Below are 21,614 nucleotides of genomic sequence, written 5' to 3'. Positions count from 1 at the left end.
TTAGGTGGGCAGGCGGGTTAGCTGGGCAGGCGGGTCAGCCGGGCAGGCGGGGGCCGGCTTCGCGCTGCTCGGCCAGCCAGGTCTCCACCTCGTCCGAGGTCCGGGGCAGCCCGGCCGACAGGTTGACCGCGCCGGTCGCGGTGACCAGCACGTCGTCCTCGATCCGAATGCCCACACCGCGCAGTTCGGCGGGGACCAGCTCGTCCTCCGGCTGGAAGTACAGGCCGGGCTCGACGGTGAGCACGTAGCCCTCACCCAGCGCGCCGTCGCGGTACGTCTCCTTGCGGGCGTTGGAGCAGTCGTGCACGTCGATGCCGAGCATGTGACCGAAGCCGTGCAGCGTCCACCGCCGGTAGACGGTCGACTTCTCGTCCATCGCCTCGTCCACGCTCACCGGCAGCAGACCCAGGTCGGCCAGGCCCTCGGCGAGCACGCGCATGCAGGTCAGGTGGACGTCCTTGAACTTCACCCCGGGGCGGATGGCTTCGATGCCGGCCTGCTGCGAGGCGTACACGATGTCGTAGACCTGGCGCTGTAGCGCGGTGAACCGGCCGCTCACCGGCAGGACCCGGGTGACGTCGGCGGTGTAGAGGTTGCGGCCCTCGACACCCATGTCCATCAGCAGCAGGTCACCCGGTCGGGTGGCGCCGTGGTTGTGCACCCAGTGCAGGATCGTGGCGTGCTCGCCGGCGCCGACGATCGAGCCGTACCCGACGTCGTTGCCGTCGTGGCGGGCCCGCAGCGCGAAGACGCCCTCCAGCAGCCGCTCGGAGACCGCCCGGTCGGCCGGCAGGATCCGGGCCACGTCCTCGAAGCCGCGTACGGTGGCGTCGATCGCGTCCTGGAGTTGGCCGATCTCCCACTCGTCCTTGACCAGCTTCATCTCCGAAATGGCGATGGCCAGCTCCCGGTCGCGGGCCGGCTGGCCCTCGGCCCGGGGCCCGTCGTAGGGGCGGACGGCCGCGTCCACCTGGGCGTCGAAACCGCGCAACACCCGGGTACGCCCCGGAGCCAGGTCGGCGAGCGTCGCCTCCAGGCCGGTCAGGTCGGCGGTGGGCAGGCCCAGCTCGGTCGACTTCTCGCCGAGGGTGTGCCGCCGGCCCACCCACAGCTCGCCGTTGCGGCTGCGGAAGAACTCGTCGGTCTCCCGGGAGGACCGGGGCCGCATGTACAGCGTCGCGTCGTGCCCCGAGCCGTTCGGGCGCAGCACCAGCACGCTGTCGGCGTCGTGGTCGCCGGTCAGGTAGGCGAAGTCGCTGCCCGGCCGGAACGGGTAGTCGGTGTCGTTGGCCCGGACCTTCTCGGTGCCGGTGGGGATCACCAGCGTCTCGCCAGGGAAGGCCGCCGAGAGGGCGGCCCGCCGCTTGGCGTAGTTGGGCGTCTCCGGGCGGGGCGTCACGGGAAGCGCGGTGTCGCTCCAGCCCTGCCGCATGAAGGACAGGAACGCCTCCGGGAAGTCCGGATCGTGCGATTCCGTACCGTCCGTCGGCGTACCGTCGGTCTGTCCCTCGGTCATTGCGCCGCTCCCTCCGCTTCGTTGCTGGTCCCGACGGTACCGCGCGTCCGGTTGGCGGTAACGCCCCCTGGGAGTCGGGTGGATCGACGGACGGCTGCAAGGGCCGACAGCGCGCGTGGAAAGATGGCCACCATGTGCGGACTTCTGGCCTTCTTCAGCGCGAACGGCAACGCCGCAGCGCATCGCGACCACATCGCCGGAGCGTTGGAATGCCTGCACCACCGCGGCCCCGACGAGACCGGGGTCGAGGTGGTCGGCGACGCCTCCGGCCGGTACGCGGACGGCGTGTTCGCCCACAAGCGGCTGGCCATCATCGACGTCGCGTCGAGCCACGAGCCACTGCCCTACGCGAACGGCCGTTACCTGCTGACCTTCAACGGCGAGATCTACAACTACATCGAGCTGCGCGAGGAGTTGATCAGAAACTTCGGTGCCCAGTTCGCCACCGCCGGTGACGGCGAGGTGATCGTCGCGGGCTACCACTTCTGGGGTGAGCAGGTGCTCACCCGGCTGCGGGGCATGTTCGCCTTCGTCATCTGGGACCGGCAGGAGCGCCGGGCGTTCGGTGCCCGCGACTACTTCGGCATCAAGCCGATGCACTACCTGGAGACCGCCGACGGCCTCTACCTGGCCTCGGAGAAGAAGGCGCTGCTGCCGTTCGCGCACAGCAACTACCAGGGTGACGCGGGCGTCGACACGGCCAACCTGAGCCACTACCTGACCCTTCAGTACGTCCCCGAGCCCGGCACCCTGCACAAGGGCATCAGCCGGATCGGCTCCGGGGAGTACCTGAACTGGACCCCGGGCGGCCGGATCGACGTACGCCGGTGGTACCGGCCGGTGTTCCGGCCCGCGCCGGTCGACGACGAGCAGAAGCTGTACCACGAGATCCGGGAGACGCTGCGGGAGAGCGTGCGCATGCACATGCGCTCCGACGTGCCGGTCGGCTCGTTCCTGTCCAGCGGCATCGACTCCACAGCTGTGGTGGCGCTGGCGCGGGAGTTCAATCCGAACATCCTCACCTTCACCGTCGGCTACGACGTGCCGGGTTACTCGGAGATCGACGTCGCCCAGGATTCGGCCCGGCACCTCGACGTCACGACGATCCCCACCAAGATCGGTCCGCAGGACATGATCGACGCGCTGCCGAAGATCGTCTGGCACCTGGACGACCCGGTGGCCGACCCGGCGCTGGTGCCGCTCTACTTCGTGGCCAAGAAGGCCGCCGAGCACGTCACCGTGGTGCTCTCCGGTGAGGGCGCGGACGAGTTCTTCGGTGGCTACACGATCTACCGGGAGCCGCTGTCGCTGGGCACCGTCAACGGCCTGCCCGGCGGCGTGCAGAAGGGGCTGCGCGCGGTCTCCAAGGCGATCCCGCAGGGGGTCAAGGGCAAGAGCTTCCTGGAGCGCGGCACCACCCCGATCGAGGAGCGGTACTACGGCAACGCCCGGATGTTCACCGAGGAGGAGAAGCAGCACCTGATGCGCCGCTACGACCCCTCGGTGCGCTACACGGACGTGACCGCCCCGATCTACGCCGAGTGCACGGAGCTCGACGACGTCACCAAGATGCAGTACGTCGACCTCTACACCTGGCTGCGCGGCGACATCCTGGTCAAGGCCGACCGGATCTCGATGTCGCACTCGCTGGAGGTGCGGGTGCCGTTCCTCGACCGTGAGGTCTTCGACGTCGCGGCGAAGATCCCGGTCGACCTGAAGCTGCCGCCGCGCTCCGACGCCACCAAGTACGCGATGCGTCAGGCGTTGCAGGGTGTCGTGCCGCCGGCCATCGTCAACCGCAAGAAGCTGGGCTTCCCGACCCCCACCCGGGTCTGGCTGCGTGGCGAGATGTACGAGTGGGCCCGGCACGTGCTCAGCACCTCGGGTGCGGGTGACCTGCTCGACCTGTCGTACGCGCTGCGGCTGCTCGACGAGCACAAGCGGGAGGAGGCCGACCACTCCCGCAAGGTGTGGACGGTGCTGATCTTCTGCATCTGGCACGCGATCTTCGTGGCCAAGACGCTCGACCCGGGTATCCAGCGCAACCAGTCCGCGCTGCTCACGAAGCCGGTGGTCGGCTCCATGGTCCGCTGACCCTGCCCCACCCTGTTGATCAAGAGGTTTGCGTCATCCGGAGTGGTTCCGGTGACGCAAACCTCTTGATCATTTCAGGGTGGTGGTGGGGTGGTGGTTAGCGGCGGGCGCAGGTGACTGTGGGGAGTCCGTTGGTTCCTGTGGAACTCGCCAGGAAGCCGAACGTCGTGCTGCCATTCGGTGCGACAGTGCCGTTGTAGCCGACATTTGTCGCCGTCACCGTTGAGCCGGACGTTGTCTGGGTGGCACTCCAGATCTGACTGATCGCCTGTCCGTTGGGCCAGGTCCAGCTCGCGGTCCAACCGGCGAACGGCGTACTGCCGTGGTTCATGATCGTGACTTCGCCCTGGAATCCACCCTGCCAGGTGCTGGACACCTTGTAGGCGGCCATGCAGTCACCGCCGGACGGCGGTGGGGTGGTCGGGTCGGTCGGCGGATCCGTCGGGTCGGTCGGCGGATCGGTCGGCGGGTCGGTCGGCGGGTCGGTCGGCGTGCCACCCGGACCCACGCCGGTGACCTGGCCGTTGCCGCCGTCGAAGGTCACGTCGGAGCAGCCGAAGAAGTTCTCCTGCGAGTCCGAGCGGACCCAGCGGGAGTAGATGATGTGCCGGCCACTCTTACCCGACGGCAGGTTGCCGCTGAAGTAGTAGTGCCCGTCGTTGCTGCCGACCGAGCCGCGCTGCGGCGGGTTGGTCACCGTCAGGAACGGCTCCTCCAGGTCACTCCAGGCCAGGGCCCGGGTCGGGCTCCAACTGTTCTTCGTCACGTAGAAGTAGAACGTGCCCGGGTGGTGCGCCCAGTTGCTGTACTTGAAGTCCAGCCGCGCCCCGGCGGTCAGATGGGTCAGCGGCCAGTCGGTGCGGGGCAGGTCGTAGCCGCGGAAACCGGTTGCGCCGCCGCTGCACAGCTGCCCGTCCGGGATGAAGCCGGTGGTCCGGCCGCCAGCGTCGGAGCGCAGCACGCTGAACCAGTTGTACAGCGAGTTCGCTCCGCTCTGCGCCACCGCGGCGGAGCACGCGGGGTTGTTCGGCCTGATCTCACCGGTCTGGCTGCGGCCGTCCTGCCAGCACAGGTAGGTACGGCTGCCCGGCGTCATCGCCGCGCCGTGCGCGGCGGCCGGCTGAGGAGTGGACGCCAGGGCGACAACGCCCAGCGCGAGGGTCATGGCCGCGGTGAGCAACGCGGCCACACGGGAACGGTTCACGGGTTCTCCTGACTCGCGAGGGGCGCTGGCTGAGCCGCCCCGCCGCAATCGGGTGGGTTGTGGCGTGATCGCCCCGCTGTCGTGAGCGGTGCGACGATCACGGCGACGTGCCCCGGCGGAAATCAGCCAGTGGACGTGCGCCGTCGACGGTCCTGTCCTGGACCGGTGCCCTCGCGTCTAACCAACCCGGCAACCGGCGGCGCCGCAGCCCTCGCACCGCCCGGTACGCGTCATCCCACCACGCCGAACGAGCCGAGCGCAATAGGCGTTACTCGATGCATGAGAAGAGCCGCCGGTCGCCGGTGCACGCCATATCCTGCGTACGGGGAGCGGGAACGGAGAGGCGGCCACCGGTGCCGGACGTGTTCGACGAGGTGCACCGCCGGTGCCGCGACGGCGAGCCGGTCGCGCTGGCCACCGTGGTGGCCACCTGGCACTCCGCCCCGCAGCCACCCGGCGCCGCCATGGTGGTCGCGGCCGACGGCACTGTCGTCGGCAGCGTCTCCGGCGGCTGCGTCGAGGCGGATCTCTACGAACGGGCCCGGCGGGTGCTCGACACCGGCCAACCCGAGCTGTGCCGCTACGGGATCAGCGACGACGACGCGTACACAGTGGGCCTGACCTGCGGCGGCATTCTCGACGTGTTCGTGGAGCGGGTCGACGCGGGCGCCCTGCCGGCGCTGGACGCGGTCGCCGCCGCCCGCCGCGGTGGCCAGCCGGCGGCGATCGTCACCTGCGTGGCCGCCGACGACGGCACTTCTCCGGGGGCCGGGCCGACCGACCCGGCCCGGCGGCTCGGCCGGCGGCTGGTGCTGACCGGCCAACGGACCGTCGGCTCGCTCGGCGACGACCGGCTCGACGCCGCCGCCCGCGCCGACGCCCTCGGGCTGCTCGCCGCGGGACGCAGCGGACCGCTCCGGTACGGGTACCACGGGCAGCGGCGAGGCGACGGCATCAGCCTCTTCGTGACCGCGTACGCCACCCCGCCCCGGATGATCGTCTTCGGGGCGATCGACTTCGCCGCCGCGGTGACCCGGATCGGTGCGTTCCTCGGCTACCGGGTCACCGTCTGCGACGCCCGGCCGGTCTTCGCCACCGCGCGGCGCTTCCCCGAGGCGGACGAGGTGATGGTGCAGTGGCCGCACCGCTACCTGCGTACCGAGCTGGCGGCCGATCGGCTCGACGAGCGGACGGTGGTGTGCGTACTCACCCACGACCCGAAGTTCGACGTGCCGCTGCTGGAGCTGGCACTGCGCCACCCGCTGGCGTACGTCGGCGCGATGGGCTCACGGCGCACCCACGACGAACGACACAAGCTGCTGAGCGAGGCGGGGCTCAGCTCGGAGCAACTGGCCCGGCTCGCCTCCCCGATCGGGTTGGACCTCGGTGGTCGTACCCCGGAGGAGACCGCCGTGAGTGTGGCCGCGCAGATCGTCGCGGCCCGATGGGGCGGCACCGGCCGCCCTCTCGCGGCGCTCGACGGGCCGATCCACCAGCTGGGGTAGTCCGTACGTCGGTGCGCGGCCTTCGGTGCCCATCGGGCCGCGCGCTGTGCCAGCCTGGTGCCACGGCGATCGGCTCGGCGGGCGACGGCCGGTGGCGACGACGAGAGGATCGGCATGGGATACGCGGTGGTGCTCGGCGAAGCGCTCGTCGACCTGCTCGACAGCGAACTCGACGGGGAGCGGGTCTATCGGCAGGCCATCGGCGGCGCGCCGCTCAACGTCGCCGTCGGGGTGGCCCGACTCGGCGGAGCGGCACAGTTCGTCGGCTCGCTCGGTGACGACGCGCTGGGCGGCCGGATCCGCGCCTTCCTCGCCGCGGCCGACGTAGGGGTGGCCGGTGCGATCACGGTGCCGGCGCCGACCACGCTCGCGGTGGTCACGTACGCGGGGCCGGAGCCGGACTTCCGTTTCTACGGCGAGCCGGTCTCCTACGGACTGCTCGGCCCCGACGACCTGGACCTGGCGCTGCTGGAGGGCGCCGACGTGCTCTACTGCGGCTCGATCGTGCTGCTCCAACCCGACACGCTGGCCGCCGCCCGACGTGCCTGGTCGCTCACCCCCGGCCTGCGGGTCTTCGACCCGAACGTTCGTCCCCGGCTGCTGAACGGGCCGGCCGCGCTGGAAGGGCTGCGCGAGGTGGTGGCCGAGTTCGCCGCCGGCGCGCACCTGGTCAAGCTGAGCGCCGCCGACGCGGTGCTGCTCTATCCCGGTGAGCCGGTCGAGGGGGTGGCGGTGTACCTGCGTGAGTTGGGGGCGGCCACGGTGGTGGTCACGCTCGGCGCGGCCGGTGCGGTGCTGGCCGCCGCCGCCGCCGATCCGGTCCGGGTGCCGGCCCCCAAGGTCAACGCGATCGACGCCACCGGCGCTGGTGACTCGGTGATGGCCGCGCTGATCGCCGACCTGCTCCTGGACGGTGAACCGGAGGGCCCGTCCGGCTGGACCGACCGGGTCGCCTTCGCGCTGCGGGTGGCCGGCCTGGTCTGCGAATCCCCGGGCGGTGCCACCGCCATGCCCACCCGCGCCGCCGTGGAGAACCGCTTCCACGCCTGATCCCGCCCGCGCCGATCTTGCACTTTCGGTCGACGTTTGGTCCGCTTTGCTCATTTTTGATCCCGCACAAAGTGCAAGATCGCGGCAGGGGCGGGGCGAGGGTGGGTCAGGCCGTGCCGGTCAGTTCCAGGTAACCGCGGTGGGCGGCGACCAGGGCGGGGCGGGCGCCGAAGGGGGCCTCGGCGGCCACCCGCTCCGGCGGGGCGCTGCCGGTGTGCGCGGCCCGGATCAGCCAGGCCAGCTTCGCCAGCTCCGCGTGCTGGGCCCGGACGAAGTCGACGTCCACCGGGTCGCCGTGGCCCGGGATGACCACCGTGCGCGCGGTGGTCAGCCGCAGCAGGTCCGCGACCGCGTCCGGCCACTGCAAGGGGTACGAGTCCTCGAAGGCGGGCGGGCCACTCTGCTCCACCAGGTCCCCGGCGACCAGCACGTCGGCGTCCGGCACGTGCACCACCAGGTCGGCCTCGGTGTGCCCCCGCCCCGGGTGGCGCAGCAGCACCCGTCGACCCCCCAGGTCGAGGACCGTCTCGACGTGCACCGTGTGCGTCGGGGCGAGCAGCGGGGTGTCGGCCAGCTCGGCGGCGAGCGCCGGATGCTCGGTGCGCAACTCCTCGTACGCCTCGCGGCGCAGCCGCTCCGGCTCCCCACGCAGGGCGGTGGCGGCCAGTTCGTGCGCGTACACCGGTCGGGGTGGGTCGCCGGCCAGGACGGCGTTGCCGAAGCAGTGGTCGTAGTGTTGACAAGCGTCAACGGGCGGTCGGTGATCGCCCGGACGGCCGCCGCCAGCTCGGTGGCCTGGGCGGCCGACGAGAGCGTGTCCACCAGTAGCGCCTCGTCGTCGCCGACGACCAGTGTGACGTTGACCCGCAGCAGCGGCTCGGCCAGCACGTGCACCCGGTCGGCGACCTCGACGAAGCCGGCGTTCACGAGGCCCGCCCGGCGCGCTCGACGAAGCGTCCCCGGTCGACCAGGATCCGGTCCACCCGGCCCCGGGCCACCGTCTGGTCACCGTCGCTGACGGTGACCTCGAACGACAGCCGGCGACCGTCGACGGTCGCCAGCAGCGCCTGCGCGCGCACCGTCCGGCCGACCACTGTCGGCGCCAGGTGCTCCAACTCGACCCGGGTACCCACCGTCGTCGACCCGGGCGGCATCCCGATCGCCGTCGCCGCGACGGTGGCCGCCTCCGCCAGCGCCAGCACCCGGGGAGTGCCCAGCACCGGTACGTCCCCGGAACCGACCGCCTGGGCGGTGTCCGCGTCGGTGACGGTCAACTCGACCTGGGCGGTCAGACCCGGCGCGAAGGCCGGTTCGGGCTGCTCCTGCATGGTCGTCAGCCTAGGTGTTCGCCGGACACGTCGAGCACGCGCCCGGCGATCCGGGCGCACCCGCCCGCGACGACCTACGGGTGGTCCCCGTCGGTCTATGCCGTACCCGTCGTTAACCTTGACCCCGATGGCCGTCGTGACTGACCCCCAGCCCCCCGCCCGGACCGACCCGCCCGCGTCCCCGGACGGGGGTCGTCGGCGCGTCGTCGCGATGACCGTCTGGGCGGTCGCCTTCGTCGCCGCGTGGCTGGCCATCGGCCTGCCCACCGACCCGGCGTACGCCTTCGTCTGGATCTGGCTCGCGACCATCGCCTGGAACAGCGAACGGCCCTGGCGCAGTCACCTGCGCTTCGCCCGGGACTGGGTGCCGGTGGTGCTGCTGTTCGTGGTGTACAACCTCTCGCGCGGCTTCGCCGACAACGGGGCCACGCCGCACGCGATGGAGTTGATCGTCGCCGACCGGTTCATGTTCGGCTGGGCCACCGGCGGGGAGGTGCCCACCGTCTGGTTGCAGGAGCACCTCTACCACCCGCAGGTGCACTGGTGGGATGTCGCGGCGAGCTGGGTGTACTTCTCCCACTTCGTGGTGGCGCTCACCGCCGCCGCGGTGCTCTGGCTGCGCGACCGGCACCGCTGGGCCGCGTACATGCGGCGCTGGGGTTTCCTCTGCGCTGCGGGCCTGGTCACCTACTTCATCTACCCGGCCGCGCCGCCCTGGTGGGCGGCGCAGAACGGCCTGCTCACCGAGGTCGCCCGGATCTCGACCCGCGGGTGGAAGGCGTTCGGCATGCACGGCGCCGGCAACGTCCTCAACGCCGGCCAGATCGCCTCCAACCCGGTCGCCGCGATGCCGTCGCTGCACACCGCGTGGGCGTTGTTCGTGGTGCTGTTCTTCCTGACCGCCACCCGTCGTCGCTGGTGGCCGCTGCTGCTCGCGTACCCGCTGGCGATGACCTTCACCCTGGTCTACTCGGGTGAGCACTACGTGATCGACGTGCTGGTCGGCTGGGCGTACGTGGGGCTGACGTTCCTGGTGGTCGGTCTGGCGGAGCGTGGTTGGGCGGCCTGGCGTGTCCGCCACCCGAGCGCCGAGTCGGAACAGGCCACGGAACCCCCACCGTCGCCCACCGACCCCCCGCCCGGCGAGCCCGAGCCCCCGTCACCACGGGAACCGGACACCACCACCCACCCCGCGATCCCCGCCGACCGTTAGATCCCATGAGGGTCGGTCAGCACGGGTTCATCGGGTGGTAGCGACCGCACCTCGGGCCTGAGGCGACGGGCGAGGCGATTGATGCCGGCCATGGTGGCGGCGACCACCGTGATGACGATCGCCAGTGGCAGCGGCTGACCGTCGAAGTGCCGCATCGCCGTGTTGGAGAGCAGCGGGTCGGGGACGAGCCATCCGGCGATGAACCCGGTGAGTCCGACGCCGATGATGACGATGGGCCGGTGGCGGCGGACCGCGACGGCGGCTCCGACAGCGACGGCGGTGGCGGTGAGGATCCCGATGACCGTCGGCACGGCGTCGGGAACGTAGACGCCGTGGCGCCCCCACTCTCCGGTGCCCTTCCAGGCGAGGATCCCGAGCGGGACGAGGGCCCACCAGAACAGGCGCGGCCGGGGCACGGCCCACCGCTCGCGGGCGGCGATCGCGAGCAGGGCGAGGGTCAGGACCGGTGGGGCGGCGTACGCGAGGAGTTGTTGGCCGGGGTTGATTCCCAGGCTGGCGCCGCTGAGCACGTCGATGACGAGCCAACCCATGGTGGCCGTCAGGAACATCGCCTGCAGGGTGAGGGCGGTCCGGGTCGCGCCGCACAGCCAGGCGATCAGCGGCGCGAGGGGCAGCAGGCCGAGAGCGACAAGCTGCGGCCAGCTGGCGATGACGGCCGACATGTCGGGGGCGAGGACGGCGCCGGTGAACAGGTCCACTGTGTGACCGGCGGGCTGGGTGCCGGCGGCGACGAGCAGGGCGGTGAGCCCGGTGGTCAGGGCCGTGGTGGTGACGGGCGTGGTGAGTCGCAGCCGGATCGCCAGGGCGATGATGTGCAGTGTCTCGTGCCGGCTGGGGTGCCGGCGGCCGTCGTCGAGGTCGAGCAGCAGCCCGAGCAGTTCCTCGCCGCGGGTGGTCCGGTGCGTGGCGGGCAGCAGGCGCAGCAGCCGCCGATACCGTCGTTCCAGGGGGCCTATGTCCGGGCTCATCCGATGGTCCCAAGGCGCGGGGCGTTGCGGGCGGCACGCTTGTTGAGGCGCTCCTCGGCGAGCCGGACCGCGGTGGCCATCCGCTGGCTCTCGGCGCGGATGGCGTCCGCCCCCGCGTCGGTCAGTTTGTAGAAACGGCGCAGCCGGCCCTTCTCCACCTCGTCGTGGTCGGGGGCGATGAGCCCCTGGGTGACGAGGCGGTCGAGGGCCCCGTAGAGGGTGCCGGCGCGTAACCGGATCCTGCCGTCGGTCATCTCGTCGACCTCTGTCACCACCGCGTAGCCGTGGCGGGGTTGGTCGGCGAGGGCGGAGAGGATCAGGAACGTCTGCTCACTGATGTCCATGTGCTATATATATCGCACGGCGATATATATAGCAACGACGTGGACCGGGGCGGGTCAGGGTTGGGTGCGGGCCTGGTGGGCTCTCGTGGTCAGATCGGCCGCCAGGGCCCAGGCCTCTGCCAGGTCGCGGTCCTGGGCGGTGGCGCCGGAGCCGCCCGCGGTGTCCGCGTGTACGGAGGCCAACCCCAGCCGGCGCTGGAGGGGCCCCTGGACCACTCGCACGCTCTGGATCCGGGCGTACGGCACGATCACCAGCTGCCGGGTGAGCCGCCCGGACCGGGTGGCGAAGACCTCCTCGAACAGCCCGGCGCCGAACGCGGCGCGGCCCAGTGGGTGCAGCCAACGGGTCCGGCGCGGAGGTGGGCTCAGCGTGAGCACGTCGAGGCGTACCCCGGGAAGCACCTCGGCGACGATCATCGTCGCCGTCGGCAGGTCGCCGACCGGCAGCAACCGGTCGGGCCGGTTGCGGTCGTCGGCCTCCGCGACGGAGTAACCGGCCACCTCCAGCCGCAGCCGCAGCCAGCCCTTCATCCGCCACAGCAGCGGCCAGGTGGCCCGCACGGTCTGCACCCGGTCCAACGGCACGGTCTGCGCCCGCGTCTCCAGCAGGCCGTTGTGCACCCGCAGCGTGCCGCCGTCGCGGGCCAGCCGGAAGTTCCAGTCGTCGAGGACCCGGCGGATCGGTTGCAGCAGCACACCCGCCATCGCGGTCAGTGTGCTCGCCACAGCGACGAACGACCATGATCCGGCGGTGAGGAACTGCACCACGACGAAGGCCACACCGAACGGGAGCAGGAACGCCTGAGGGGTGAGGAGTTGGCTGATCAGCAGGTTCTGGTTGCGTACCGCGTGCAGTGGCCGGCCCGGCACGGCCGCCGGCGGCGCTGTCGCACCCGGGGCCACCGGGGCGGCCGCGTCGCCGGGCGCGGGCAGCTGCGCCACCCGCCCGGCCAGCGCCAGCAGACGCTCGCGCAGCACTGCCGCGTCGGCCACCCCGAGGTACGCCAGTGGCGCCTCGGTCTTGCCTCCGCCGACCACCTCCAAGCGCAGCTCGGCCAGGCCGGTGAGCTGGGCGAGCAGCGGCCGGACCACCTCCACGGCCTGCAACCGTTCCAACGGGATGGCCCGGGTACGCCGCCAGAGCAGCCCCTCGTACACCCGTAGTTCCCGGCCGACGACGTGGTAGCCGGTGTTGTACCAGCTGATCACCGACAGCACTGTCGCGCCGAGCGCCAGTACCGCCACCATGGCGGCGAACCAGCCGAAGCCCACCCGGGACAGCGTCGACCAGGACAGCCCGGCGATCACCACGACCAGGGACTTGGCGCCGTGCAGCACCGGGCTGAGCGGGTGCAGTCGCTGCCGGGGTTCGCCCTCGCCGCCGCCGGGTGGTGTCGGCCACGGCGCGGGCGCTCCCGGCGGCCCAGGGGGAGCCGCGTCGGTGGCTGACGTGCCAGCGGGCAGCACCGGCCCCGGTGGCGTCGGGCCGGTGGGTGGCACGGTGCTCGGCTCGGCGGGCCCGTCGCTCATCGGCGCGGCCCTCGGCGCGGCCGATGGTCACCTGCGGGGGTGTTCACAGGGTCGCCTTTCGTTCGCGACTGCGGGGCTCGCAACCCCGGCTCACTCCTCGCGCTCACAGGCCCTCTGCCCGGTCCTCGCCGAGCGCGGTGAGCCGGTCGCGCAGCCGGGACGCCTCCGCCGGCCGCAGCCCGGGCACCCGGGCGTCGCTCGCCGCCGCCGCGGTGTGCAACTGCACGGTGGCCAGGTCGAACGCCCGCTCCAACGGCCCGGCGCTCACGTCGACGAACTGCATCCGCGAGTACGGCACGATGGAGAGCCGGCGGACCAGCAGCCCGTGCCGGACCAGCAGGTCGTTCTCCCGCTCGGCGTACCCCCAGGCCCGGACCGCGCGGACGATCGCGATGGCCCGCCACACCCCGAACACCAGCACGAGGGCGACGGCGAGCCCGAACAGCCAGTGGCCGCTGAACGCCCAGCCGACCGCCGTCACCACCAGGCCGATGGCGACCACGATCGCCAGCCGGATCAGCTCCACCCAGATCAGGTCGGTGGAGATCGGCTGCCAGTTGACAGTGTCCGGCCAGGGCTCCAGCGGGCCTCGGCCACCCGGCGCGGCCGTCGACAGCGCGCCGGGCTCGGGCGGCAGGAGGCCCGGGAACGGCAGGTCGGGCGCGCGCTGGTCGGCGGCGGGTGCCGGCCGGTGACCGGGTGGCAGTGCGCCCGGTGGCAGCGGGGCGGGCGTCGAGACGTCCGGCGCGGCAGGCTCCGGGCCGAGGGTGCCGGGCGCTGGGAACGCGCCGGGCGGCGGCTCCACGCCGGGCGGTGCGGCGGCCGGGGTGGGCGGCCAGGACGGGGAGATGGGGCCGGGGGAAGCCGGAGGGTCGCCGCTCACACGTCGAGCGTAGGCGATCCGGGCACCGGAGTGACGGCACGCAGGAAGCCCCGAGCGTCGAGGAAGTCACCGAGGCTGCCCCGATGGTCGGCGCAGGCCAACCAGGTCTTGCGCCGATCGGCGTCGTGCAGACGGGGATTGTTCCACTCCAGCGCCCAGACGGCGGTGGACCGGCAGCCCCGGGCCGAACAGACCAGGGCCTCGTCGGCGGGGGAGGGGATGCTCATCCCGGCCAGTCTAGGGCGGCGGGACGGAGAGGTTGAGCGCCGGGCGACCACGGGGGGAGCCGCCCGGCGACGGGGTGAATCGTACACGCGACGGGCCGGTCCGCGCACACCCGAGATGCGCGATTCGGCTGCTGGGGACGGCGCGACCAAAATCGGCTTCTCCCCACCTCCACACTCAGCAAGGCGTGCGAGTCTTGATACCGCACGAGCCGCGACGACCGACAAACGCTGTGGAGGACCGGTGGCCCAGCCGACCATGCCCGACGCCCCGACGCCGAACGGAGCGGCACCTGCGCCGGTGACCACACCGGCGCAGGACGCCACCCTGTTGGAAAAGGGCCTGTTCGAGATCAAACGTGTGATCGTCGGGCAGGACCGGATGGTGGAGCGGATGTTCGTCGCGCTGCTCGCCCGCGGCCACTGCCTGCTCGAAGGCGTGCCCGGGGTGGCCAAGACCCTGGCGGTGGAGACCCTCGCCAAGGTCGTCGGCGGGTCCTTCGCCCGGGTGCAGTTCACCCCGGACCTGGTGCCCGCCGACATCATGGGCACCCGGATCTACCGGCAGTCCAGTGAGAAGTTCGACGTCGAGCTCGGGCCGGTCTTCGTCAACTTCCTGCTCGCCGACGAGATCAACCGGGCGCCGGCGAAGGTGCAGTCCGCGCTGCTGGAGGTCATGAGCGAGCGGCAGGTGTCCATCGGTGGGGAGAGCCACCGGGTGCCCGACCCGTTCCTGGTGATGGCCACCCAGAACCCGATCGAGCAGGAGGGCGTCTACCCGCTGCCCGAGGCGCAGCGGGACCGGTTCCTCATGAAGATCGTGGTGGGCTACCCGACCGACGCGGAGGAGCGGGAGATCGTCTACCGGATGGGCGTGGCCGCGCCCGAGCCGACAGCGGTGTTCGACACCCCGGAGCTGATCGCCCTGCAACGCAAGGCGGACCAGGTCTTCGTCCACAACGCCCTTGTCGACTACGCGGTCCGGTTGGTGCTGGCCACCCGCGCTCCGGCCGAGCACGGCATGCCCGACGTCGCGCAACTGATCCAGTACGGTGCCAGCCCACGCGCGTCGCTGGGCCTGGTCCGGGCCACCCGCGCGTTGGCGCTGCTGCGCGGGCGTGACTACGCGCTGCCGCAGGACGTGCAGGACATCGCGCCGGACATCCTGCGGCACCGGTTGGTGCTCAGCTACGACGCGCTCGCCGACGACGTGCCCGCCGACCACATCGTGCAGCGGGTGATGTCGACGATCCCGCTCCCGGCGGTCGCTCCCCGGCAGCAGGCCACGCCGCCGTCGATCGCGCCGCCGCCGGGCGCTGGCTGGCCCGGGCAGCGGCCGTGACCTCACCCACCCCTCGTCCGGCTCCCCTCGCCGACCGCAGTGAGGCAGTGCTGTCCCGGCTTCAGTTGCTCGTCACCCGCAAGCTCGACGGTCTGCTCCAGGGCGACTACGCCGGCCTGCTGCCCGGACCGGGCAGTGAGGCGGGAGAGTCCCGGGAGTACCGCCCCGGCGACGACGTGCGCCGGATGGACTGGCCGGTCACGGCGCGGACCACCACACCGCACGTGCGGCGTACGGTCGCCGACCGGGAGTTGGAGACCTGGCTCGCGCTGGACCTCTCCGCCAGCCTCGACTTCGGCACCGGTCAGTGGCTCAAGCGGGAGGTCGTGGTGGCCGCCGCGGCCGCCATCACCCACCTGACAGTGCGCGGGGGTAACCGGATCGGCGCCGTGATCGGCACCGGGGGCGGGGCGTCCGCGCCGGCCCGACGCTGGCGGGGCGGACCACCACCGGCCGGGCCCGGGGTGCTCACCCGGCTGCCGGCCCGCTCCGGCCGCAAGGAGGCGCAGGGCCTGCTGCGTGCCGTCGCCGGCACCGCCATCCAGCCCGGCCGTGGTGATCTGGGCGCCCTGATCGAGATGCTCAACCGGCCGCCCCGCCGTCGCGGGGTGGCCGTGGTGGTCTCGGACTTCCTCGCGCCGGCCGAGCAGTGGGCGCGGCCGATGCGCAAGCTGCGCGTCCGCCACGACGTGCTGGCCATCGAGGTGGTCGACCCGCGTGAGCTGGAACTGCCCGACGTGGGCGTGCTGCCGGTGGTCGACCCGGAGAGCGGTGAACTGCACGAGGTGCAGACCGCCGACCCGCGGCTGCGGCAGCGCTACGCCGAGGCCGCCACCGCCCAACGGGCCACGATCGCCGCCGCCCTGCGCGGCGCCGGCGCTGCCCACCTGCGTCTTCGTACCGACCGAGACTGGCTGCTGGACATGGTGCGATTCGTGGCCGCGCAGCGGCACGCGCGTACCCGGGGGACGACACGATGATCCGTTTTCTGCAACCGTGGTGGCTGCTGGCCGTGCTGCCGGTGTTCGCCCTCGCCGCGTTCTACGTCTGGCGGCAGTTGCACCGCAGGGCGTACGCGATGCGGTTCACCAATGTGGACCTGCTGCGTACGGTCGCGCCGAAGGGCCTGGGCTGGCGTCGGCACGTCCCGGCGACCGCGTTCCTGCTCTGCCTGCTGGTGCTGGCCACCGCGCTGGCCCGTCCGGCGGTGGACACCAAGGAGCCGCTGGAACGGGCGACGGTGATGCTCGCCATCGACGTGTCGTTGTCGATGCAGGCCGACGACGTGGCGCCGAACCGGCTGGAGGCGGCCCAGGAGGCGGCCAAGCAGTTCGTCAGTGAGCTGCCGGAGAGCTACAACCTGGGCCTCGTGTCGTTCGCCAAGGCGGCCAACGTGCTGGTGCCACCGGGCAAGGACCGGGACGCGGTGACCAGCGCCGTCGACGGGCTGGTGCTGGCCGAGGCGACAGCGACCGGTGAGGCGGTGTTCACCTGTCTGGAGGCGATCCGGTCGGTGCCGGCCGACGGCGCGGCGGGTATTCCGCCGGCCCGGATCGTGCTGCTCTCCGACGGTTTCCGGACCTCGGGTCGGGCGGTGGAGGAGGCGGCGGCGGCCGCGCAGGCGGCCAACGTTCCGGTCTCCACCATCGCCTTCGGCACCGACACCGGCCAGGTCGACATCGGCGGGCAGTTGCAGCGGGTGCCGGTGGACCGGTTGGCCCTCGCCGAGCTGGCCGAGACCACCGAGGGTTACTACTACGAGGCGGCTTCGGTGAGCGAACTGAAGCAGGTCTACCAGGACATGGGCAGCTCGATCGGGTTCCGCACCGAGCCGCGTGAGGTGACCCAGTGGTACGCCGGGGTGGCGTTGCTGCTGGCGCTCTGCGCGGGCGCGTTCAGTCTGCTCTGGTCGTCCCGGATGCTGTAGCCGGTGCGCCGGCGGCGGTCAGTGACCGCCGCCGGCGAGCACGAAGACGATGGCCACCCAGACGGCGGCGAGGGTGAAGCCCAGCGGGGCGACGTAGCGGCTCATGACGGCTCCGGGTGGCGGCTGGACGGTCCGCGTGCGGGGGCGGACCGCAGGGGGTGGGGACGCACACACGAAGTCGTGACCGGGCGGCTCCCGGCGACCGCCCGGAATCGGGCGGCGCGGCACACTCACCTCGGCAGCTGCCGACGTGGTGGGGAGCGGAGCGGGGTCAGCTCACCAGACTGAGTCGTGGCTCAGCGGGACTGACCATCGGCCCGGCCACGACTGGGAGGATCGCTATCTCGCACAGCGATCACCTCCTGCAAGTCGGGCGGGCCGGAACGTCGATGATCGTACACCTGCGGTGCCGACGGAACGCACTCGGCCGACCGGCCGGCGAACCCTCCACCGCCCGGTTGGCGACGCCCTTCGCCACCAGCGAATACGCCTCGGCGAAACGACACCGGCTGACCCACTCGCACGACAGTGACCAGCACCACGGCGAACAACGGCAGCCAGCAGCAGCGCGCCAGCACCCACCCCGGGTCGTCCGGGACGGTGTGCAGACCGGGCACTGCCAGCCCGGTGCGGGCGGTGAGCGCTGTCACCGCCACCAGTACCGGTTGGTGCCACAGGTAGATCCGCACCGCGGACCGGTTCACGGCGCTCACCGCCCGGCTTGCCAGCGGCCGGGTCAGCAACCGGTGCAGCGCCGGCCGGGCGAGCAGCCCCAGCCCGACCTGGGCGACCGCCAGCGCCACGACCAGCAGCGACGGCGGGTTCAGGTTGGACACCCCGGCCCCGGGCACGCCGACCGCGCTCACCGGGTAGCCGAGCGCCAGCAGCGCCGCCAGCGCGACCGCCCCACCGGCCGCCACCGTGCCGCCCGCCCGCCGGCCGTTCAGCCGCCCGTCGGCGTGCGCCACGCCCAGCAGGTACGGCACCGACCAGGCCGCCAGCACGGTGACCGGGGGCAGGTCGGTGCCGGCCGGCAACAGCCGGACGGCCAGGTCGGCCGCGGCCACCACGGCCACCGCCGGTGTCCCGCACCGCGCCACCCCCCACCGGCGTACGGCGACACGCAACGGGCCGGTCAGCGCGACCAGGACCACCAGCGGTAGCAGGAACCACAACGGGCTGACCGCGAGGCGCAGCGCGACGGCGAGCGTGTCGTCCGAGGTGCCGACGACTGTGGCGGCGAGCAGCACGGCGGCCCCCACACCGAGCAGCGCCACAGTGGGCAGCAGCAGCCGGCGCAGCCGCCCAGCCAGCCAACCGCCCGCACCGCCCGGGTGGCGGGCCAGCGACCGGGTCGAGCCGAACCCGGCGGTGAAGAAGAAGAGCCCGAGCGTCTGCAACACCCAGGTCACCGGGGCCAGGTCGGGCAGCGCGGTCAGCGGACTGGCCTGGTGCAGCCCGCCGTCGCCGGCCAGCACCAACCCGGTGACCAGCCAATGCCCCAGCACCACACCGCCGATGGCGTACGCCCGCAACGCGTCGATCGCACGGTCCCGGCTCACCGGACGTCCCCGATCCGGGCGGCGTCGATGCCGCCCAGCACCACCGCTGCCACCGCTACCAGCGCGGCGCTGCCCGACGCGAGGTAACCGTCGTGCCCCGCCACCCCACCCACCGGCAGGGGTCGGGCGCCGAAAGCCCGGTCGCCCGGTCGCCGGCCGAAGCCCAGGCCGGGCAGCCGCACCGGCGGTACCCGACGGATCCAGTCGGTCGGCGCCTCGGCCGCCCAGAACCGCCGCACGCCGGGCAGGTCGTCGGCGCGCTGCACCCCGGCACCGACGCCGCCGAGGCTGACCACGTCGGTGACCTGGGACGGTGCGTCCGCCGCCGCCAGCGACACCACCAGCGCCCCGTAGCTGTGCCCGACGAGCGTGATCGTCGCCGCCGGACGCCGCCCGGCCAGCTCCCGCAGCAGCGCGGCCAGCCCGGCCGCGCCGCGCCGGGCGCTGACGCCACCGGCGGCGGTCAACACCCCGTCGGGCGGGTCGTAGCCGAGCCAGGCCAGCACCGCCACCCGCGCCGCCGGGTCGGTCGCCCGCAGCTCCCGGAAGAGCTGCCCGGCCTGCACCGCCGGCGCCCGCCGGGCCACCCCGCCCAACCCCCTGTCGAAGTCGGCGAGGGTGCTGCCGACCCCCGGCACCAGCACCGCGATCCGGTCCGCGTCGGCGAGGTCGCCCAACACCTCCACCGCGCGGCCGTCACCGCGCGCGTCGAACAGCAGGAACCGGCGTCCGTCGGCCGCCCAGTCCGCGTACGGGGGGCCGGCCGCGCGCATCGCCGCCGCCATCACCGGGTACGCCTCGAACCCCGCCGCCGTGGCCGGCTCGGGTCGGGTCGGCAGGACCAGGTTCACGCCGAGCAGCGCGGCCATCGCCACCCGGCTGGCACCTCGTCGTCGCATCACGTTCTCCCTCCGGAATGTCGTCCGGAGGGAGATTGCGCCCAGGGGCGCGGCCCGGTCGTCGTCCCGGAGAGCCGTTCCCGGGGTGGCTCCCCGGGGCTACTCGCCGGCGGCCACCAGACCCGTCTCGTACGCCAGCACCACTGCCTGGGCCCGGTCGCGCAGACCCAGCTTGGCCAGGATCCGCCCCACGTGCGTCTTCACTGTCTGCTCGGCCACCACCAGGTCACCCGCGATCTCCGCGTTGTTGCGGCCCCGGGCGATCAACCGCAGCACCTCGGTCTCGCGGGGGGTGAGCCCGGCCAGGTCGGTGGGGCGCGGGCGGCGGCGGTCCGGACGGGCCGCGAACTCGGCGATCAGCCGGCGGGTGACCCCCGGGGCGAGCAGCGCGTCCCCGGCCGCCACCACCCGCACCGCCTGCACCAGATCGGCCGCCGGGGCGTCCTTGAGCAGGAACCCGCTGGCCCCGGCGCGCAGCGCCTCGTACACGTAGTCGTCCAGGTCGAAGGTGGTGAGGATGAGCACCCGGGGTCGCTGCGCCGACCGGTCACCGAGCAGCTTGCGGGTGGCCTCCAGCCCGTCCATGACCGGCATCCGCACGTCCATCAGCACCACGTCCGGGTCGAGGTGGCGGGCGGCGGCCACCGCCTGCGCCCCGTCGGCGGCGTCACCCACCACCAGCAGGTCCGGTTGGGCGGCGAGCAACGCGCCGAAACCCTGCCGGACCATCGCCTGGTCGTCGGCGATCAGCACCCGGATCATCGGTACCCGCCCTCCGCGTCGTACGGCAACTCGGCCGCCACCGCGTAACCCCCGCCGGGCAGCGGCCCGGCGGTGAACGTACCGCCCAGCGAGGTGGCCCGTTCCCGCATGCCGGTCAGCCCGTGCCCGGAGCCGCCGTCAGCGGTCGGTCGGACGTCGGCCGGGGAGTTCTCGACGCGTACTCCCAGACCGGATTGACCGGCGCGGACGGTGACGCGCACCGCGGCGCCGGCCGCGTGGCGGGCCGCGTTGGCCAGGCCCTCCTGCACGATGCGGTACGCGGCCAGCCCGACCGGCGCGGGCACCCGGTCGTCGTCCACCGGTTCGGCGTCCAGGGTGACCGGCAGCCCGGCCCGGCGTGCCGCGTCCACCATCGCGCCCAGGTCGGTGAGGTCCGGCTGCGGCGCGGTCTGCGGCCCGCTCGTCTCGCTGCGCAGCACCCCCAACAGCCGCCGCATGTCGGTCAGCGCGTCACGGGCCGACGCGGCGATGGCGACGAACTCCGCGGCCACCGGGGCCGGCACGTCCGTCAGCCGGTACGGGGCGGTCTCCGCCTGCACCGCGATCAGCGACATGTGGTGGGCCACCACGTCGTGCAGCTCCCGGGCGATCCGGGTGCGTTCCTCCAGCACCGCGCGGCGCTCCTGCTCCCGTTCGCTCAGCTCGGCCTGCGCCGCCAGCGCGTGCCGGGACAGCCGGTTGCGGCGGATCAGGTCGCCGACGATCGCCAGCGCGCCGAGTAGCAGCAGGACGGGGACCCGGTTGTCGGGATGGACCAGGGTGAGCACCGGCACCGTGCTGATCACCACCACCCAGACCAGCACCGGCCGGTCGACCCGTGCGACGACCACCGCCACCACCGCGATCGACCCGAGCGCCAGCGGCGGGGTCCACGGCCAGGCCTGGTCGTCCGGCGCGTTGAACGTGCAGATCAGCAGGGCCAGCACCGTCAGCCGCCAGGCCAGCAGCGGACGCCGGGGCAACGCCAGCAGCGGTGCCACAGTCATCGCCGCGAACAGGAGCGCGATCGGCGGCGCCAGGCCCCATTCGCTCTCCACTGTCAGCGTGATCAGGAAGAGGCCGAGCGCGGCGAGCAGACCGACCGGCGCGGCGTAGCGGGCCGGCCCGGGCCAACGGGCCAGCAGCGGCCGCTCGGGCCGGGCGTCCGGGCCCAGCACTGTCTGCCGCAGGGCCCGCACTGCCACCGCGATCGGTTGCCGGTTCACCACCCGGAGGCTACGG

At 72.9% G+C, this 21,614-nt stretch carries 20 protein-coding genes and 1 pseudogene; 7 read left to right on the top strand and 14 right to left on the bottom strand.

The genetic code is table 11. The features are described 5' to 3' along the window. Positions 1 to 34 precede the first annotated feature (34 nt). Positions 35 to 1,516, bottom strand: a complete 1,482-nt coding sequence (locus tag IW249_RS33000) for an aminopeptidase P family protein (RefSeq protein ID WP_196924357.1) — start codon at positions 1,514 to 1,516, stop codon at positions 35 to 37. A 132-nt stretch (positions 1,517 to 1,648) separates the two neighbouring features. Here IW249_RS33000 and asnB point away from each other — a divergent pair, with 132 nt between their 5' ends. Next, entirely contained in the window at positions 1,649 to 3,610 is a 1,962-nt protein-coding gene (gene asnB, locus IW249_RS32995) for an asparagine synthase (glutamine-hydrolyzing) (RefSeq protein ID WP_091405235.1), read from the top strand. Positions 3,611 to 3,707: 97 nt separating this feature from the next. Here the strand turns inward: asnB and IW249_RS32990 are convergent, their stop codons facing one another. Beyond that, the gene (locus IW249_RS32990) at positions 3,708 to 4,775 is read right to left on the bottom strand and encodes a lytic polysaccharide monooxygenase (RefSeq protein ID WP_196925081.1); all 1,068 of its coding nucleotides are present in this window, start codon (positions 4,773 to 4,775) and stop codon (positions 3,708 to 3,710) included. Positions 4,776 to 5,167: 392 nt separating this feature from the next. Here IW249_RS32990 and IW249_RS32985 point away from each other — a divergent pair, with 392 nt between their 5' ends. After that, entirely contained in the window at positions 5,168 to 6,319 is a 1,152-nt protein-coding gene (locus IW249_RS32985) for an XdhC family protein (RefSeq protein WP_307788788.1), read from the top strand. Between the two features lie 114 nt (positions 6,320 to 6,433). After that, positions 6,434 to 7,369 carry a PfkB family carbohydrate kinase gene (locus IW249_RS32980; protein WP_196924355.1) on the top strand — a complete coding sequence of 312 codons (936 nt, stop codon included), beginning with the start codon at positions 6,434 to 6,436 and terminating at the stop codon, positions 7,367 to 7,369. Positions 7,370 to 7,475: 106 nt separating this feature from the next. On the opposite strand, the pseudogene IW249_RS32975 reads toward IW249_RS32980, so the two are convergent. Continuing rightward, positions 7,476 to 8,296, bottom strand: a pseudogene (locus tag IW249_RS32975) (MBL fold metallo-hydrolase). Next, on the bottom strand, positions 8,293 to 8,697 hold the full coding sequence (locus tag IW249_RS32970; protein ID WP_196924354.1) for a thioesterase family protein: 405 nt from the start codon (positions 8,695 to 8,697) through the stop codon (positions 8,293 to 8,295). The pseudogene IW249_RS32975 and the gene IW249_RS32970 overlap by 4 nt, the downstream one beginning before the upstream one ends. Positions 8,698 to 8,824: 127 nt before the next feature. On the opposite strand from IW249_RS32970, the gene IW249_RS32965 reads away from it, so the two are divergent. After that, complete coding sequence (locus tag IW249_RS32965; protein WP_231392756.1) at positions 8,825 to 9,910, top strand: phosphatase PAP2 family protein; 1,086 nt, start codon at positions 8,825 to 8,827, stop codon at positions 9,908 to 9,910. On the opposite strand, the gene IW249_RS32960 is transcribed toward IW249_RS32965, so the two are convergent. From IW249_RS32960 to IW249_RS32940, 5 genes are all read right to left on the bottom strand, one after another. Beyond that, positions 9,907 to 10,899 (bottom strand): hypothetical protein, encoded by a 993-nt coding sequence (locus IW249_RS32960; RefSeq protein ID WP_196924353.1) that lies wholly within the window; start codon positions 10,897 to 10,899, stop codon positions 9,907 to 9,909. The genes IW249_RS32965 and IW249_RS32960 overlap by 4 nt on opposite strands. Then, positions 10,896 to 11,243, bottom strand: a complete 348-nt coding sequence (locus IW249_RS32955) for a PadR family transcriptional regulator (protein ID WP_112582958.1) — start codon at positions 11,241 to 11,243, stop codon at positions 10,896 to 10,898. Before IW249_RS32955 ends, IW249_RS32960 begins: the two co-directional genes overlap by 4 nt. 54 nt (positions 11,244 to 11,297) lie before the next feature. Beyond that, positions 11,298 to 12,773 carry a PH domain-containing protein gene (locus tag IW249_RS32950; protein WP_196924352.1) on the bottom strand — a complete coding sequence of 492 codons (1,476 nt, stop codon included), beginning with the start codon at positions 12,771 to 12,773 and terminating at the stop codon, positions 11,298 to 11,300. Between the two features lie 103 nt (positions 12,774 to 12,876). Continuing rightward, positions 12,877 to 13,410, bottom strand: coding sequence for a PH domain-containing protein (locus tag IW249_RS32945; RefSeq protein WP_196925079.1), 534 nt, complete (start codon positions 13,408 to 13,410; stop codon positions 12,877 to 12,879). Between the two features lie 242 nt (positions 13,411 to 13,652). Then, positions 13,653 to 13,883 (bottom strand): hypothetical protein, encoded by a 231-nt coding sequence (locus IW249_RS32940; protein ID WP_196924351.1) that lies wholly within the window; start codon positions 13,881 to 13,883, stop codon positions 13,653 to 13,655. 241 nt (positions 13,884 to 14,124) lie between these two features. Between IW249_RS32940 and IW249_RS32935 the strand changes: the two genes are divergently transcribed. From IW249_RS32935 to IW249_RS32925, 3 genes are read left to right on the top strand one after another with little or no spacing between them, the layout of a single operon-like run. Then, complete coding sequence (locus tag IW249_RS32935; protein ID WP_196924350.1) at positions 14,125 to 15,222, top strand: AAA family ATPase; 1,098 nt, start codon at positions 14,125 to 14,127, stop codon at positions 15,220 to 15,222. Further along, positions 15,201 to 16,202, top strand: a complete 1,002-nt coding sequence (locus IW249_RS32930) for a DUF58 domain-containing protein (RefSeq protein ID WP_196925078.1) — start codon at positions 15,201 to 15,203, stop codon at positions 16,200 to 16,202. The genes IW249_RS32935 and IW249_RS32930 overlap by 22 nt, the downstream gene beginning before the upstream one ends. Further along, on the top strand, positions 16,199 to 17,149 hold the full coding sequence (locus tag IW249_RS32925; RefSeq protein WP_196924349.1) for a VWA domain-containing protein: 951 nt from the start codon (positions 16,199 to 16,201) through the stop codon (positions 17,147 to 17,149). The genes IW249_RS32930 and IW249_RS32925 overlap by 4 nt, the downstream gene beginning before the upstream one ends. Positions 17,150 to 17,167: 18 nt before the next feature. Here the strand turns inward: IW249_RS32925 and IW249_RS32920 are convergent, their stop codons facing one another. The 5 genes from IW249_RS32920 to IW249_RS34925 all read right to left on the bottom strand — a co-directional run bounded on the left by IW249_RS32920 (position 17,168) and on the right by IW249_RS34925 (position 21,598). After that, the gene (locus IW249_RS32920) at positions 17,168 to 17,383 is read right to left on the bottom strand and encodes a hypothetical protein (protein WP_196925116.1); all 216 of its coding nucleotides are present in this window, start codon (positions 17,381 to 17,383) and stop codon (positions 17,168 to 17,170) included. A 62-nt stretch (positions 17,384 to 17,445) separates the two neighbouring features. Beyond that, positions 17,446 to 18,711, bottom strand: a complete 1,266-nt coding sequence (locus tag IW249_RS32915) for an acyltransferase family protein (protein WP_196924348.1) — start codon at positions 18,709 to 18,711, stop codon at positions 17,446 to 17,448. After that, positions 18,708 to 19,610, bottom strand: a complete 903-nt coding sequence (locus IW249_RS32910; RefSeq protein ID WP_196924347.1) for an alpha/beta hydrolase — start codon at positions 19,608 to 19,610, stop codon at positions 18,708 to 18,710. Before IW249_RS32910 ends, IW249_RS32915 begins: the two co-directional genes overlap by 4 nt. Before the next feature lie 99 nt (positions 19,611 to 19,709). Continuing rightward, positions 19,710 to 20,372, bottom strand: a complete 663-nt coding sequence (locus IW249_RS32905; RefSeq protein WP_196924346.1) for a response regulator — start codon at positions 20,370 to 20,372, stop codon at positions 19,710 to 19,712. Next, the gene (locus IW249_RS34925) at positions 20,369 to 21,598 is read right to left on the bottom strand and encodes a sensor histidine kinase (RefSeq protein ID WP_196924345.1); all 1,230 of its coding nucleotides are present in this window, start codon (positions 21,596 to 21,598) and stop codon (positions 20,369 to 20,371) included. Before IW249_RS34925 ends, IW249_RS32905 begins: the two co-directional genes overlap by 4 nt. Positions 21,599 to 21,614 lie beyond the last annotated feature (16 nt).

It is taken from the genome of Micromonospora vinacea, from assembly GCF_015751785.1.
Lineage (GTDB): Bacteria > Actinomycetota > Actinomycetes > Mycobacteriales > Micromonosporaceae > Micromonospora > Micromonospora vinacea.
This window is presented reverse-complemented; position numbering and strand designations above follow the sequence as displayed.